We start from the raw sequence: 13,336 nt of genomic DNA on the forward strand, positions 1-13,336 counted from the left end.
TTCTCTGCAACAATGAAGGGCCCATGGAAATGAAGACGGCAAGTAAAAAAGACGGTGTGAGGTAGAAATGGTGTACTTTTGGATTTTGGTGGTCGTATTGCTTTGTCTTGTTGTATATGCCTTTGATCAGCAATCTGAACTTGATCCTGAGACGGCCAGGCCGCGCAAATTGTTCGTACGCATAGTTGTCTGGTGCTTGCGTTCCTTACGCCAGTTGGGCCGGAACATCGTACATGGATTCAAGACGGATGTAGCGGGTTGGCGCTCTGGTGCCAGGTTCAAGAAACAGACTCAGCAAAACCCGGAACATAAAGATTGATAAGTGCGTTTTAGTTTGGAGCATTCAGTGAACGAAATCATGAATGAGGACTTGAAATCTTCAGAACCCTCAGCCCAGCCACTGACCAGATGGGCGGACCTGACGATGCACACCTTGCGTATGGTAGTGGCCTATGACCCTGATACGCAAAGCAAGCGCTTATGCCTGCTTGGCCCCTTGTCACTGGCGCAGCGCCGGGTACTGGCACGTGAAGATTTCTATGAAGAGCAAGGACTGCTGTTCAGGGATGAATTGAACTTTGGCCTGACGCAGCTGGCTGCTATATTTCCATATGTCCGCGTAGTTAACAGGCAGGCCAGTGAAATAGGCGTGCTCGTCAGTGAATTGCCTGCCCTGCAGCAGGAATTGAAAAAAACGGCGGCTCTGCGTCCAACTATCGTCACTACTGCTTCAAGTGCAGAAAATCTGTTGCAAGTGCCCGTGAGCCGTCCAGTGCTGTCTATCGAGCCCGTCCCCTTTTCCAGCCGCTTTTCCAGTGTCCGTAGCTATCTTGGTCACGCTGAATTCAATCGTCTTAAAAAAGCGGTTTTTGTACGTGCCGGTTATCGTTGTGAGATTTGCCTGGAAAATGGTTTTGAGCAAGGTCATCAGCATCCTGTTGAGTGCCATGAAGTGTTTGAATATGATGAGCTCAAGGGCACGCAAAAAATCACGGCGTTGATGAGCTTGTGTCCACGTTGCCACTCGGTTAAAAATATAGAGCTGAGCCGGGCAAAAAGTGATGATGAGTTTGAAGCCGCCATGGCGCAATTAGCCAGGATCAATGGCTGGAGCAAGCCGCAGGCGCAGACGTATTACCAGCATGCCTTGCATGTGTGGAAAGAACGGTCTAAAAAATCATGGGAATTGAATCTGGATATGCTTGATGGCACAGGTTTGCAGTTTCCAGGGGAGGATGGTCAGACGGTAAAGCGCCCAAAGCGCGGTCGTGAAGTCGGTTCCAAACTGCCTTTCCTGTCCCAATTGCCATTGAATAGTATGAAGCTGTTTTCAACGGCTGGTATGCCGGGTGAGGCTTGAACTAAAAGATAGTAGTGAATTGATATAATGATAAAAATGGCCTGTCTTTTCAGACAGGCCATTTTTTTGACCGAAGTGTAAGAGCTGGTACATCATGCTGTTGATATGAATCAACCAGCGAAATATGCCCGGGAAAAGTGAGCTGCTGGTCTTTCATTGAGACTTTGCAAGTGTTGGTTCTGGAGTCTGGCCGTCAATTTCGGTACATGGCAGATGATCAGGTCTCAATATCTGACAAAATAGTAAACTGGAACACGCCATCCATGCTGCTTCCACTTGCAAGTGGAGACCGCATGGATGGCGTGTTCAAGGTTAAAGATCAGGCTATTTGTTCTTCTTTGCCGCTGCAACTACCGCACCGCGTTTAGCGCCAATACCCGTTCCAATTTCGCTTGTTTTTGAACCTGCAGCTTCTGCACCTTGATGGATGCTGTTCGCAGTATTATGGGCCTGAGATCCAACGGAATCACTGCCACCTATCCAGCGCATGATATTGTCAGGGCCAGTATTGATGATACCAAACACGGTCATGATCATTTTGGTGGTTATGCCTGAATACAAGATCAAGGTGCCCAGCAAAGTCATGATACCTACCATGGAACCTTCCGTCATATTCGAGATGGATTGAAAGAAACCCTGATTGACGAAATTCATGATGGGTTTGATCAGCAGCATGGCGGCAAACAGGAAGATCACCATCAAAGCCGGACGTATCAGTATGGACAATACAAACATGTAGCCTGGCGAGCCACGGCCAGCAATATCATGTCCTTCCGGGTGCATATGGGCAATCGCCCAGATCGGTGCAGCAATAACTGCTTCGACAAAAGAGATAAGCCACCAGGCAACACCAGAAACCCAGAACACATAAGGAAGCATGGGCAGGATAATACCGAGGAACATGCCCATGCTCAGCATGAGTCCGCTCAGAGCGGCCAGGATGATGGACAAGGTGCTGGTCTCTTCCAGTTTCTTGTTCAAGAAAGCACCGGATCCTTCCACCAGCATAGCCTCCCCTGCAAGAATCGTGGTGTCTCCAATTGCCTTTAATTGTACGAGCGGGTCCATGCCATTTTTTCCGATTTCACCTACCATGGCAAATTTCAGTACGCCGGTCGAAATGCCATCGGTCAAGGCGTTCCAGGTCTTCCTGATATCCTTGTAATCAAATTTGGCTGGTGTATCGCTCTCTATCTTGGTGGCAAGGCTATTCGTGCCAATAATAGTTTGCTGCAAATTGTTCAGGAAAACTGAAAAAGCAGAGTTTTGACCGTCATTCTGCATGCCTGAAATATTGGGAATCGTATAGGCAGTAGAGATTGCGCCGTTGATGACATTTTGCGCTGCATTGTTCAGGTTGCCTATCTTCATGTAGAAAGACCCTGCATGCAACCAGCCGCCATTTTTCATTTGCTCACCCATTTTCAACATCCATAATTCTTGAGGTGTCTGGCCCTGAAAAAGGGTAGCCTTCATATTTTCCCGTACTTTTGTTATCAGGTCCTTTTCATACTGGAGCTGTATTTTTGCCAGTGTATTTTCATATGTGCCCCCTGGCAGCATCAATTTCTTGGATGCATCGGTTGCCTGCAATAAATCGATTGCCATATCTTTCAGGGCCTGGCTGTTGAGCATCTCGGTAATAATTTTCCCGTGCTCCGTGCGCATGATGTCTTCAAATTCTTCCTTATTACTCGATTCGAAGAGTGTCACTTTATCAACGCCAGAGAAATTGAAGGATGAAAATGGCTGGGCCGTTGTATCCGCGAGTATCTTGGTACAGCCTTCTTCTGTAGAAAACAGGTTGTCACAACCTACCAGGTTGGTCGAGGCATTTTTTAACTTGCTCCAAGTGCTGGAAGCGCTCCATTGTATAGAGCCGCAAAAACCGGCACTACCTGCATCTTGAGATCCTTTTGCGGCATAGATTATTTTTCCATCAGATGCAGATGGCGTGATTTCCATGCCGTACATATTGCCAGCTTCCCTGCATGCCACCATCAGGAACGCTTGTTTCGCGGTCTTGTTAGGTGCAAGAAAAGGCTGTGTAATAAAAACCTGATTCGCGATGGTGGAGTATGCCGCGGTCCAGATGCTGCTGCCCAGACCTACTGCCTGTATGCCAGACCAGATCAGTACAACTTGCAAAAAGGAGTAGCCGGCAACTGTTGGTAACAACATGGCCATACCTGCTGCGGTGCGCAAGGGGACCATCATAGTGTCCCATTTCTTGCCCAGCCATTCGCCATCCTTGGCAGTATGGACCGCGCCGCCTATGTAAGTGTAAGCCATGATTATCATGCCGATGACCAGGACACCTGCATTCATCTTGCTTAACAGATTTGAAAGAATATGATTGTCATTATCGGCAATGGTGCCGTCATAGATATTTAGCACGACATTGCCAAAGACGACCCGCAGTATCTGTACGGAATAGTCACTTTGCTTGCCCTCAGGCACCCAAAAATTTCCCGCGTGCGCTCCAGTCGCCACCAGGGCAGCGGCCAGTGCCAGCAAGATGTAGATATTGAGTTTTTTGCTTGTACGCATGGGTATCTCTTTAATGGCTGAATGCTGTTTGGTAAAGTCCGCTGCCTGCTTGCTGTAACTGTGCTGTGATTCAATCCGGTTTTGCTGACACTGATCAAATCGGTGTAATACGTTTCTTCTTGCGCGTCGTGCCAGTGGCCATATCCGGTCGCCCGGTAGGCAGGGTGATAGCGGGTGTCAGATCCATGCCCTGGCTGAAGGCTCTCTCGTGATAGCGTTTTTCGTTTTCGTTGACTACTTTTTCACTTGGCTTCTTGTGCAGCTTCCTGCCTGGATTCCTGGGATCATCATTCGCATCAAGTACTAATACCGGTTTTGCTGTCGGCACCCCATTGAGTGTCAGATGCGGCTGGTTTAACGGAATGGCATTTGCATTGTTCGTATTTGGCTGGTTGTACAACTCTGCAGCCATATCTGCGGCATGCAGGGCGTGCGCCACCAGTACACCGCCTACCGGGCCCAGCATGATGTCGGCAACATGATGGGCTGCCTCTATCATTTTATGTTTTTGCAAATGATCGCCAAATTCATCCGTTGCCTCGCTTTCGGATGTTGTTGAATTTGCATTTCTTAATGTTGACTTATTGTCCAAATTCACCGCCATTAAGTTTTTTACTTTCACTTTTTCAATTATTAATGATAACCTGATGGTAAAAACTCGACAAGTAAAATAATATTTTTAAAAAACTTATTACTTATAAAGGTTTTTTGAAATAAAGTAAAAAGAACAAGGGTATATTCTTTAAATAATTCTGTAGTTATAATGCGTCAATGTTGTATTTTCTGGCATGGATAATATATGGTTGATTTAACAAGTGAAGGCTTGCAAGCGTACTGGGGCGAGGTGTCGCCCGGTGCGCCGTATATTATTGGCGCGATGGATGCGACCGAGGATTGGGTGCTGGACAGCGGAGCATCCTTGGATGATGAAATGGCTGTACTGGTGGCATCCATGCCGGCCATGCTGGCTCAGGCTGTGCGGTCCGGGCAAAAGGCCGCCTTCATTAACGACTTGTTGGTTGTGCTCGCGTATCTGCATTCATCACTGGCCTTGCGTCTGGTGTATTGGCTGGAAACCGGATTTCCTGAAATTGAATTTAATTTCCTGCATGAGGCGCAGAGCCTGTATGAACAGGGGAGCGTGACAGCTATCGACCGGGTTGCTTTCAAACTCATGATGGACAGATTGCGCTTCGCCAGGAAGACAGCCTTGCTGCAAACGGTATTTGCACCGGAACGGCTGGTTGCTGTAAAGACTGCCATTGAACAGGGCGCACGGGTGGCTTGATGAAATTGATTTCTGAAAAATTACTGCGGCGGTTCTGGTTTGCAATGATGGCATTGCTGGCATTGTCGACGCTCATGCCAGGTATCAGCGCTGCTGACAGCATGTCCGGCGTTGGTGACCTGACCATTACCACGCTGGATACAAGCGCACAAAAAACCTTGGAACTGAGCGGAGCAGTGGGGGCAAATCAAACAGATCTGGCAGCGATTGATCCCTGTGCCACGAAAGCAAAAGATGCTCTGACAGCAGGACAGCAGCATATGGCACGCGCCATGACATACAGTGATCCAGTCAAAAAACTGAATGACAGTGTGAATGCCTGCCTTGACAATATACAGACAATTTCTGCGGTGTTTAACTTGCCAACCAGTTTCAATTTCACACAAATGTTTGAAACAATACTCAAGCAGCTGATGGAAAAACTGGTGAATGAAGTCATTATGAAAATATGCGCTGCCGCAACGGGAGCATGGAATTCTGCCGTTGGTAATGCGATAGATACGCTTAATTCAGGCATCAATCAATCGGGTATCAATACTTTTGGAAATGTCGTCGTTGTTGGGCCTGCACCGCCTGGCCCGGCGCCTGTAGCACCTGCACCACCTAGTCCTCCTTCCGCTATACCAGGGTTTTAAACCGGGTGAAAATGCTGCTGACCGGGATAGAAATGACAGAAAAGTGACAGAATAAAAGTAGAGTAAATAAGCGAAGTAAATGGGCAGAATAAATAAAATGTATGTGCTTGAGTAGCTCAGACAATGATATGAAAGCAAGGAGCTTTGTGATGCGGGAAATTGTGAAAAATATGATGTGCCGTTTGTTGATAGTCTCTGTCGCCATCATGCCAGCTATGGTCAGGGCAGACAGTGTCTCGACTGTAGGCGCCGTGGGTTCAGTAGATTCTAGTATCGCGATACTGGATGCGAATACGCAAAAAAACATGCGTGCAACAAATGCCTTGGGCACGAGCGAAACAAATGCCAGGTCTCAAAAAAATTGTGGCAATCAGTTTGATACTGCGATCAATAATTCTGCAAAGAATGTGGCAACCGCAGCAGCGCCTGGTGATCCGGTCAAGCGTTTCAATGATTCCATCAATTCTTGTCTCGAAAATATTCAGTTGATTTCTGTTGCTTTCAATTTGCCAACCAGCTTCAGCTTCACCGCTGCTTTCGAAGCGATCCTGAATCAGTTAATTGACAAACTCATCAATGAAATCATCATGAAGATATGTGCCGCTGCCACTGGTGCGTGGAATAGTGCTGTCAACAACGCGGTTAATACGGTTAATTCAGGGATTAATCAGTCTGGTGTGAATACTTTCGGCAATTTTGTTAACGTCGGCACTGCGCCTGCAAATCCTCCCCCGGCATACTCACCGGCGCCGCCACCTGCTGCGCCTGCCCAGTCGCAATCGACTATCCCTGGCTTATGAGTGAAGGTTAAGTGATGAAAAATCTGAAAAAAAAATTTGTGGCGATTGCTGTTTCATGCACCCTTGCCGTGCCGTTCACTTTAATTCCCTTGCGCGCTGACGCCTGCTGCGGAGATGGCGCATTGGCGGCAGCTGGCGCAATATCTGCTGGTGCAGAAGTGGCTGCTGCGGTTGGGGCTGCTGCTGCCGCGATTATTGCAGCCATGACGGAAATCGTCGAACTGCAAATCTTGCCTGAAATCTGGGGAGCTGGTGCCAAGGTCAAGGCTGCGGTTGAAATGAATGGTGCCAGAGCCAAGGTGCTGGCAGAAGGCAAGATTGCTGTCGATGGTGACATCAAGATCAATGAAGCTGCTGCAATTGCCTTACTGAATATCAAAGACCCCATGCTGAACGGCCAGCGCAACTGTTATGACCTGGCGTCCTCGACTACCCTGGGTTCGGCAGTAGGTGGTGTGTCGCCTGACTCCCAAAGTGTGCAGGAAAAAGTCAACTACTTCCGCAATGGTGCACCGGATATACGCTCAGAAATGGCCAAACGCTATCAGGACGATATGATTTACATGGACAGCAACGCAGAAGGCAAACGCTATTACCAGGCACCGGTCAATGTTTCCAAGACAGTGCTCGCTTCTGCTGATAAGCCTCTGGATGACGCGGGTCTGATTGCAGCATCACGTTTTGCTGTCAATGTGGTGGGTGAACCACCGAATACCCCCAAAAATGTCGATGAAATGTCCAAGACTGCCGCTGGCAAGCAATGGTTGTCGGCCAATAATACTTATGCTGCGCGGGCATCCGTGCCATTGGCGACGATGGAGAATGGCGCTCTGATGCGCAAGGTTGATCCTAGCCTGACACCTGATTCCATGGGCCTGGTTGCGCCTGGCCTTACGGCTCTGTCTCCTTTGCAGGCAATGAAGCTGTTCGTGGAAAACCGTTTTGTCGATCAGTCCTGGTACCTTACTTTGTCTCAGTACAATACCAATGGCTTGTTGCGTGAATTGAACAAGATGATGGCCTTCAAAAGTTGGATGGATTATCAATCCTATGTACAACAGGAAAGGGTGGAACAAAATCTGGCAACACAAGTTGCGATCCTGAACGAAATTGCCGTGAGCATGAATCCGAATTACGCAAAAAATCGTGAAATGGCTCTGCGTGCTATTGGCACAACTCCTTAATCGCATACCAAGAGCAATGACATTCATGCGGACTTATTTCAATAAACAAAAATCGCAAAAGCATTCTGCCGTCAGGCAGAGTGTTTTGCGGCGGTATGCATTCGTTGGCCTGAGTTTTTTGCTATTGTCTTTGTTCTTTATTTCCTTGTCGGCCAGGGCTGGTGTCTGTATTTATGAAGGCTACATCATATGCGAGATATGGTCGCCAGACATGTTGATTGCCATAGCAGAGGCAACAACAGGGGTCGTCGCGGCGATTTCTGCCGCCGTTTCTGCTGTGACCCTGGCTGCTACTGCGCTGGTCAATTACCAGGTATTGCCCGAGACCTGGGGGGCAGGCGCAAAAGTAGCAGCTGCTTTTGAACTCAGTGGGGCACGCAATAAAGTAGAGAATGATGGCGAAGCCGCCATGTTGCATGGTAAGTCTTTTTTGTATGGAACCCAGCTTGGCCTGCCCGGTAGTACTCCACGGGGCCCGGAAGAAGCAGCGGCTGCTACCCTGATCAAGGGAGTCGGCGCCAACATGCCTACCAAGGTCTGTAATGAGCTGGTCTCGCAAACGCAGGTCACCCCCCTGATTTCTTCTGGAACGGCGATAGCTGCCGATGCCATGAATACCCGTATGATCAATAGCATGCGTACTTCAAGGATGGCGGATGCAGAGGCAAGCTATCTGCGCCATTCCACTTCTTATTGCAGTATGTCCGATGTCTTTAATGGCATTTGCGAAGCGGCAGCAGCTGATCATCTGCAGAATCTTGATGTGATGCCGCCGGGTTATACCAGGACTGGTGAGGCAAAGACTACCCAACTGTCAGAAGAAGAAAAGCGGGCGGCCATGGTATGGTCAGAAAATGTCATGGGCATGGGGAATTATCCAGCCACTGACTACAATGAAGATACTTATAATTCCGACGCAAGGAAGGCATTTTCAGGTAGTAATGACGTCATACAGGCGCGCATGAGTACCGTGGCCCACTCGCTTAATTCGCAAATCGCCCGTCGCAGTAAAGTAGTGGTGGCATTCAATGCGGATAACTCTGCGCGGGCTGACGTGGCTAACCAGATTGCCGATGCCAATCCTAATCTTGACCCGTCTTCAACCACAACGGGTTCACCGGAGACGCAGGCACGCTGCGCCGCCAGTGCCGATTTCGCCAAATATGAGGCGATGGGCAAGGCAGATGTGAACGCTGCCATCAATAATTCCTTTGCCAATGGTGACTCTGGTACGCCTTTGCTCAATTTTGGTATTTCCCGGTCTGCCTGGCATTACTATGCCTATGTAGAATCGACCAAGAATCCGCGTGCTGTGAGCCCGGCTCACTATTATGGCTTGTATCAAATGGGGGCCGGTGCACTGGGTGACGTTGGCATGAGTGGGCTCTTGCCTGAGCAGGTGTTTGATCCCTACCAGAACGGTATCGCGGCGAAAAAATATGCGATCGCCAACATAGCTGCTTTTAGCAGTACTTTCCCGCAGGGTGTGAAAGGTGTACCGCCTGTATTTGTCCTGTACGGTATGCACAATATGGGCGCCGCCGGCTTCAAGCAGATCTACGACAATATTACGACAGGCGCACCTTTATCTGCAGCCAGGAAAAAAGCTATACAAGGCAATATGAGCCCACGCGTCCCGCTGGAACAGATTAATGGCCAGATGTATTGGGAATTCTGGCGCAAGAAATTTGGCATTAACGCTTGCTGATGTTGGCCATGAAAAAAAGAAATAGAGAATATCTGGTGAAACCATGAAAAAAAGTATGCTCGCAATTGCCCTGGCTGTAGTGGCTACGGTAAGTCATGCCGCAGATGCCATCAGATTGGGGCAGGAATCGAAGTCGGCTGCAGGTGTAGAAAAAATCATTGCTCTTGCAGATAGCGGCAAGGACACCTATTGGATTTCGACCTTTATCCGTGACGGTAATTGCCCCGAGAAATCTGGCAAGTGCAGCAATGATGCGATTACCGTGCGTGGCCCTGGCGGCGTGGCCAATGTATCGGTTGAAGATGCCAGCGGGGCTGGTGGATTCTTGTCGCAGACAAAAAACCAGGTCGCCGTAGTTTTACTGCCGGCTAACAAAGGTGGTTATGTATACTCCTCTGCAGAAGTGTATATATTTAGTGCAGACAAAAAACCTCAAAGTGCACTCAAGACTGCAGAAGTGTTGTTGAATAATTTGGAAGGTGCTGCATGCCAGGGCAAGAAGCTTTGTGCCGACAGCAAGTTCACTGCCAGTTTCCCAGCCTCAGTTACGCCAGATTATCCAGATGTGGTCTTGCGTCAGACGGGGACCGCACTGAACCAGGCTGGCACGGCGCTGGAAAAACTGGACAGGAATTTTTCATTTACTTTTGATGCCAAGACCAGGCAGTACATTGCTAAACGATGATGAGGGTGTTTTTAAATAATTGCTTGTTTGTTCTGCTGATTTGTTGTGCCGCTGGCATGGTGCAGGCGCAAACAACTCTTGGGAGTGAACCGGCAGAAGACAATCCCTGGTTTTCGTTTTACATGATAGAAAAATCGGCCAAGAACCAAGCCGAAGTGAGCAAGACATTCTCCTTGAAGGAGCCAGATGCCGTAAAGAAAATCGATACTTCGCTGGCTTATGCTTATCCCAAGCTGGCGGTGATGCGTCCTGGTGGCATTATCGCTACTGAGCCAGATAAACGTTATGCGATGATTTACAGAAAGATGGCGTGGTATGCAGCAAATGGCCAGGTAGTGTCGGCGCAAATTTTATTCTATACCGCAGTCCGTCTGAAAATGGCTGATCAGAATAAAGGTGTAACACTCGATTTACCTTACCTGACTTTGCATCATTTTATTTACAACAGTATCTGTGTCGATACCATGCATAACAGTGAATACGACAAGACAGTATGCAAGGCAGTGCAGACAGCTGCGACACGTGCGCAGGGTGAATTGCGTAATGAAAAACTCAGGCAATACTTGAATTGGGCGACCCTGGGACTGGGATTTGACGACAAGATCGCTTATGAAGCTGGAGTGTCGCTGATGGAGCGTGAAAATCCCACGCGTAATGAGAAAGACACGATCAAGTCCATACTAAAACCATTGTTGAAAAAAAATGCAGGCTAAATTAAAACTCCGACCCTATCTGCTGGCAACGGCAGTATGTGCAAGCTTAATGACGCAGAGTCTGGCGTCGGCAAGTACCTGCCTGCAAACTGTCATCAAATCTGGATCTCTGGTTGTCAGCAGCCCTTTCGGCTGGCGCTTTGATGCTAATCCTAATGGCCGTGGTAAATGGCAGTTTCACTATGGTACAGATTTCTCCAAAAAAGCACTGCCTGATCCCATGGTGGTATCACCGGTAGCAGGTACTTATTATTCCTTTCCTGCAACTAGTGGCTGCGGTAATATGGTAGTCATTAAACAGTCTGACGGTTTCTCCGCTAAATTTTGCCATCTAAGGAATTTTGAGCCTGATGCTAATGGCAAGGCAAGACTGAATGGTTCTACCATCAGCATCGGCGACAAATTAGGCGTTCCCTCCAATACAGGAATTTTGCCCAATCCTGAGCATATCCACCTGGAAGTGATTACCAAAGGTGATCCCAGCAGAACTACGGCCATGCGCATACCGCCCCCGTTTTGCGGCGGTGTTTCATTTAGTTACCAGCCTGCGGTCGATAAACCAGAGAGAAAACCACCATTGAGTCTGGTGCGTCCGCCGGGTGTGGTCGATAACGATGTTTATAACGGCAAAACAGATCATTTCGACAGAGAGTTTTACGATAAATATATGGCGCAGAATGCATCTACAGGGACGATACCAAGTTCATCTGTTGCGGTCGCCAATTCTGTCGCTATTGTTGATGCTGCCAAATTGGCTAAATCGGGCGAAAATGCTTCACAACAACCACCTATGCCTGCGCCTGTCCTTGCCGAGGAAATGTCATTTTCTGAAATGATAGTCGGCGAAGCGAAAAAGCGCTTTGGCTCTGAGCAGTGGTATTCCGAACTCTCGCTTAAAGGCGAGCTCCCCCTGTATTATGAGCTTGCCGTCATGACCGCTTACCAGATTTATATGCAATACCAAAAACAGGAAGTGGCTGAAAATATTGTGCAATTGTCGGCCACCAGGACAGCATTGCTCAATGAAGTCGCTATCCAGATGAAAACCAAGAAATTGCGTGAACCTGCATTGCGCAGTATTTCACCTTAACGTCAGATACTTTTTGCGAAGCCGGTATCAATGAAATTGAGCACTCACCCTCGTCAGCCAGAGCAAATAAAATACTGTGCACGTCAGGTGGCAGTCCTGTCTTTGTTGCTAGGCATGGTGTTGCCTGTTTGCGTTCAAGCCCGGCAAGTCAATGATCTGACGCAAATGGATAGTCCGGGTGCCAGAGCTGGTACTGAACAAAAAAAACCGCAGAGCGGCCCAGGTAGCACGCCAAAATTACGGGCCGAGGACAGCAGAAAGTATCAGGCTGCCGTTGACAGCATGAAGGGCAAGAATGGCGATGAGATACTGAAAGCCATGCAGGCGGCCAATGCCGAAAAACTGGCGAAAATGCCTGCTGAAAGAAGAAAGCAAGTTGAGGATTATCAAAAAAAATACCAGTCTGAACTGAAGGCTGGGGACACCAATCCTCAATACAACTCGCTGGATGCGACGATGCAGAAACTGCAATTGCACTTGCTGGGACTGGATCGTGGTGATGGCAAACAGATGACTGCGCAGCAAAAAAAATATTTCGAGCACAAGGAAGCGCAGATACGGCAAAAATACTTTGATCCGGTTCGTCTCGAAAAAAATCGACGCATGCGGGACGAGTCAGCTGCCTACCTCAAAGCCAATCTCGACAGGCAGGCAGACTACGCCAAAAATTTTGAGTCAGCCGGACTCAAGACTGATCAGACCAGAGCAGCGCCATTGCCCGATGTGTTGAGGTCGAACTGGCTGGTGCGCAAGATGGCGACAAAAGACCCGGCTGCAATGATGCCGAAGACTTCTAATTTACCAGCGGAAAATGTAGTCTTGGCCAAAGCACAGATGGATGACTTGTCGTTGCAACTGAGGTCAAACAAGAGCACGACAGTAACCCAGCGTTATGGTTCGAATGCGCGCATCATCAGCGAGGCGGAGGGCAAGAGCAAGTTGCAAGAACTGGCACGCAATGGCAATGCAGTCGTGCCGGTTGCTCCTGTTTTGGCTACACCAGTGTCTGGCCTCAATGCAGCAGATAAAAACAAAGCGCAGCCAGAAGCACCGGTGCGCAAAGCCTCACCTATCCCCGGCCTTTGATACTTCGACGCCCTGGGCGGCGCAAGTGTATCTCTTTTCCTCGCTTTTCAGCTTATAACTAAGTAGCAATTTTTGCAGACTGCCGCCTGTCTACCAGGCAGGCAGCGCATTTTCCTACTCATCCAGCCTGCTTTGACTTTCAATTTATGAAGGCATATTATAGCTTTTTAGAAAATCGGCAGTTTTTGACTGCAAACCAGGCAGTTGATCACTGTTATAAGAAAGCTTTCACAGAAA

At 48.5% G+C, this 13,336-nt stretch carries 13 protein-coding genes; 11 read left to right on the forward strand and 2 right to left on the reverse strand.

The genetic code is table 11. The annotated features are described in order from the left end of the window. The first annotated feature begins 70 nt into the window (after nucleotides 1-70). Both ACO0LL_RS07170 and ACO0LL_RS07175 read left to right on the forward strand, forming a co-directional pair. Entirely contained in the window at nucleotides 71-319 is a 249-nt protein-coding gene (locus ACO0LL_RS07170; protein WP_422950200.1) for a hypothetical protein, read from the forward strand. Between the two features lie 27 nt (nucleotides 320-346). Continuing rightward, complete coding sequence (locus ACO0LL_RS07175) at nucleotides 347-1,360, forward strand: HNH endonuclease (RefSeq protein WP_422950201.1); 1,014 nt, start codon at nucleotides 347-349, stop codon at nucleotides 1,358-1,360. Between the two features lie 324 nt (nucleotides 1,361-1,684). Here the strand turns inward: ACO0LL_RS07175 and ACO0LL_RS07180 are convergent, their stop codons facing one another. Both ACO0LL_RS07180 and ACO0LL_RS07185 read right to left on the reverse strand, forming a co-directional pair. Further along, nucleotides 1,685-3,910, reverse strand: a complete 2,226-nt coding sequence (locus tag ACO0LL_RS07180; protein ID WP_422950202.1) for a DotA/TraY family protein — start codon at nucleotides 3,908-3,910, stop codon at nucleotides 1,685-1,687. A gap of 94 nt (nucleotides 3,911-4,004) precedes the next feature. Further along, on the reverse strand, nucleotides 4,005-4,424 hold the full coding sequence (locus ACO0LL_RS07185) for a hypothetical protein (RefSeq protein ID WP_422950203.1): 420 nt from the start codon (nucleotides 4,422-4,424) through the stop codon (nucleotides 4,005-4,007). Nucleotides 4,425-4,709: 285 nt separating this feature from the next. Here ACO0LL_RS07185 and ACO0LL_RS07190 point away from each other — a divergent pair, with 285 nt between their 5' ends. The 9 genes from ACO0LL_RS07190 to ACO0LL_RS07230 all read left to right on the forward strand — a co-directional run bounded on the left by ACO0LL_RS07190 (nucleotide 4,710) and on the right by ACO0LL_RS07230 (nucleotide 13,099). Continuing rightward, nucleotides 4,710-5,198, forward strand: coding sequence for a hypothetical protein (locus tag ACO0LL_RS07190; RefSeq protein WP_422950204.1), 489 nt, complete (start codon nucleotides 4,710-4,712; stop codon nucleotides 5,196-5,198). After that, entirely contained in the window at nucleotides 5,198-5,833 is a 636-nt protein-coding gene (locus tag ACO0LL_RS07195; protein WP_422950205.1) for a hypothetical protein, read from the forward strand. Before ACO0LL_RS07190 ends, ACO0LL_RS07195 begins: the two co-directional genes overlap by 1 nt. 149 nt (nucleotides 5,834-5,982) lie before the next feature. Next, nucleotides 5,983-6,633 (forward strand): hypothetical protein, encoded by a 651-nt coding sequence (locus ACO0LL_RS07200; RefSeq protein ID WP_422950206.1) that lies wholly within the window; start codon nucleotides 5,983-5,985, stop codon nucleotides 6,631-6,633. A gap of 14 nt (nucleotides 6,634-6,647) precedes the next feature. Next, nucleotides 6,648-7,817 (forward strand): hypothetical protein, encoded by a 1,170-nt coding sequence (locus tag ACO0LL_RS07205; protein ID WP_422950207.1) that lies wholly within the window; start codon nucleotides 6,648-6,650, stop codon nucleotides 7,815-7,817. A 16-nt stretch (nucleotides 7,818-7,833) separates the two neighbouring features. After that, nucleotides 7,834-9,525 carry a hypothetical protein gene (locus tag ACO0LL_RS07210; protein ID WP_422950208.1) on the forward strand — a complete coding sequence of 564 codons (1,692 nt, stop codon included), beginning with the start codon at nucleotides 7,834-7,836 and terminating at the stop codon, nucleotides 9,523-9,525. 43 nt (nucleotides 9,526-9,568) lie between these two features. Then, nucleotides 9,569-10,210: a hypothetical protein gene (locus tag ACO0LL_RS07215; protein WP_422950209.1), complete on the forward strand. Its 642-nt coding sequence runs from the start codon at nucleotides 9,569-9,571 to the stop codon at nucleotides 10,208-10,210. Nucleotides 10,211-10,233: 23 nt separating this feature from the next. After that, nucleotides 10,234-10,923, forward strand: coding sequence for a hypothetical protein (locus tag ACO0LL_RS07220; RefSeq protein WP_422950210.1), 690 nt, complete (start codon nucleotides 10,234-10,236; stop codon nucleotides 10,921-10,923). A gap of 49 nt (nucleotides 10,924-10,972) precedes the next feature. Beyond that, a complete protein-coding gene (locus tag ACO0LL_RS07225) occupies nucleotides 10,973-12,013 on the forward strand; it encodes a M23 family metallopeptidase (protein ID WP_422950211.1) in 1,041 nt (346 codons plus the stop codon). Nucleotides 12,014-12,043: 30 nt separating this feature from the next. Next, the gene (locus ACO0LL_RS07230; protein WP_422950212.1) at nucleotides 12,044-13,099 is read left to right on the forward strand and encodes a hypothetical protein; all 1,056 of its coding nucleotides are present in this window, start codon (nucleotides 12,044-12,046) and stop codon (nucleotides 13,097-13,099) included. Nucleotides 13,100-13,336 lie beyond the last annotated feature (237 nt).

This window comes from Undibacterium sp. TC4M20W, assembly GCF_049340245.1.
Classification (GTDB): Bacteria; Pseudomonadota; Gammaproteobacteria; order Burkholderiales; family Burkholderiaceae_D; genus Undibacterium.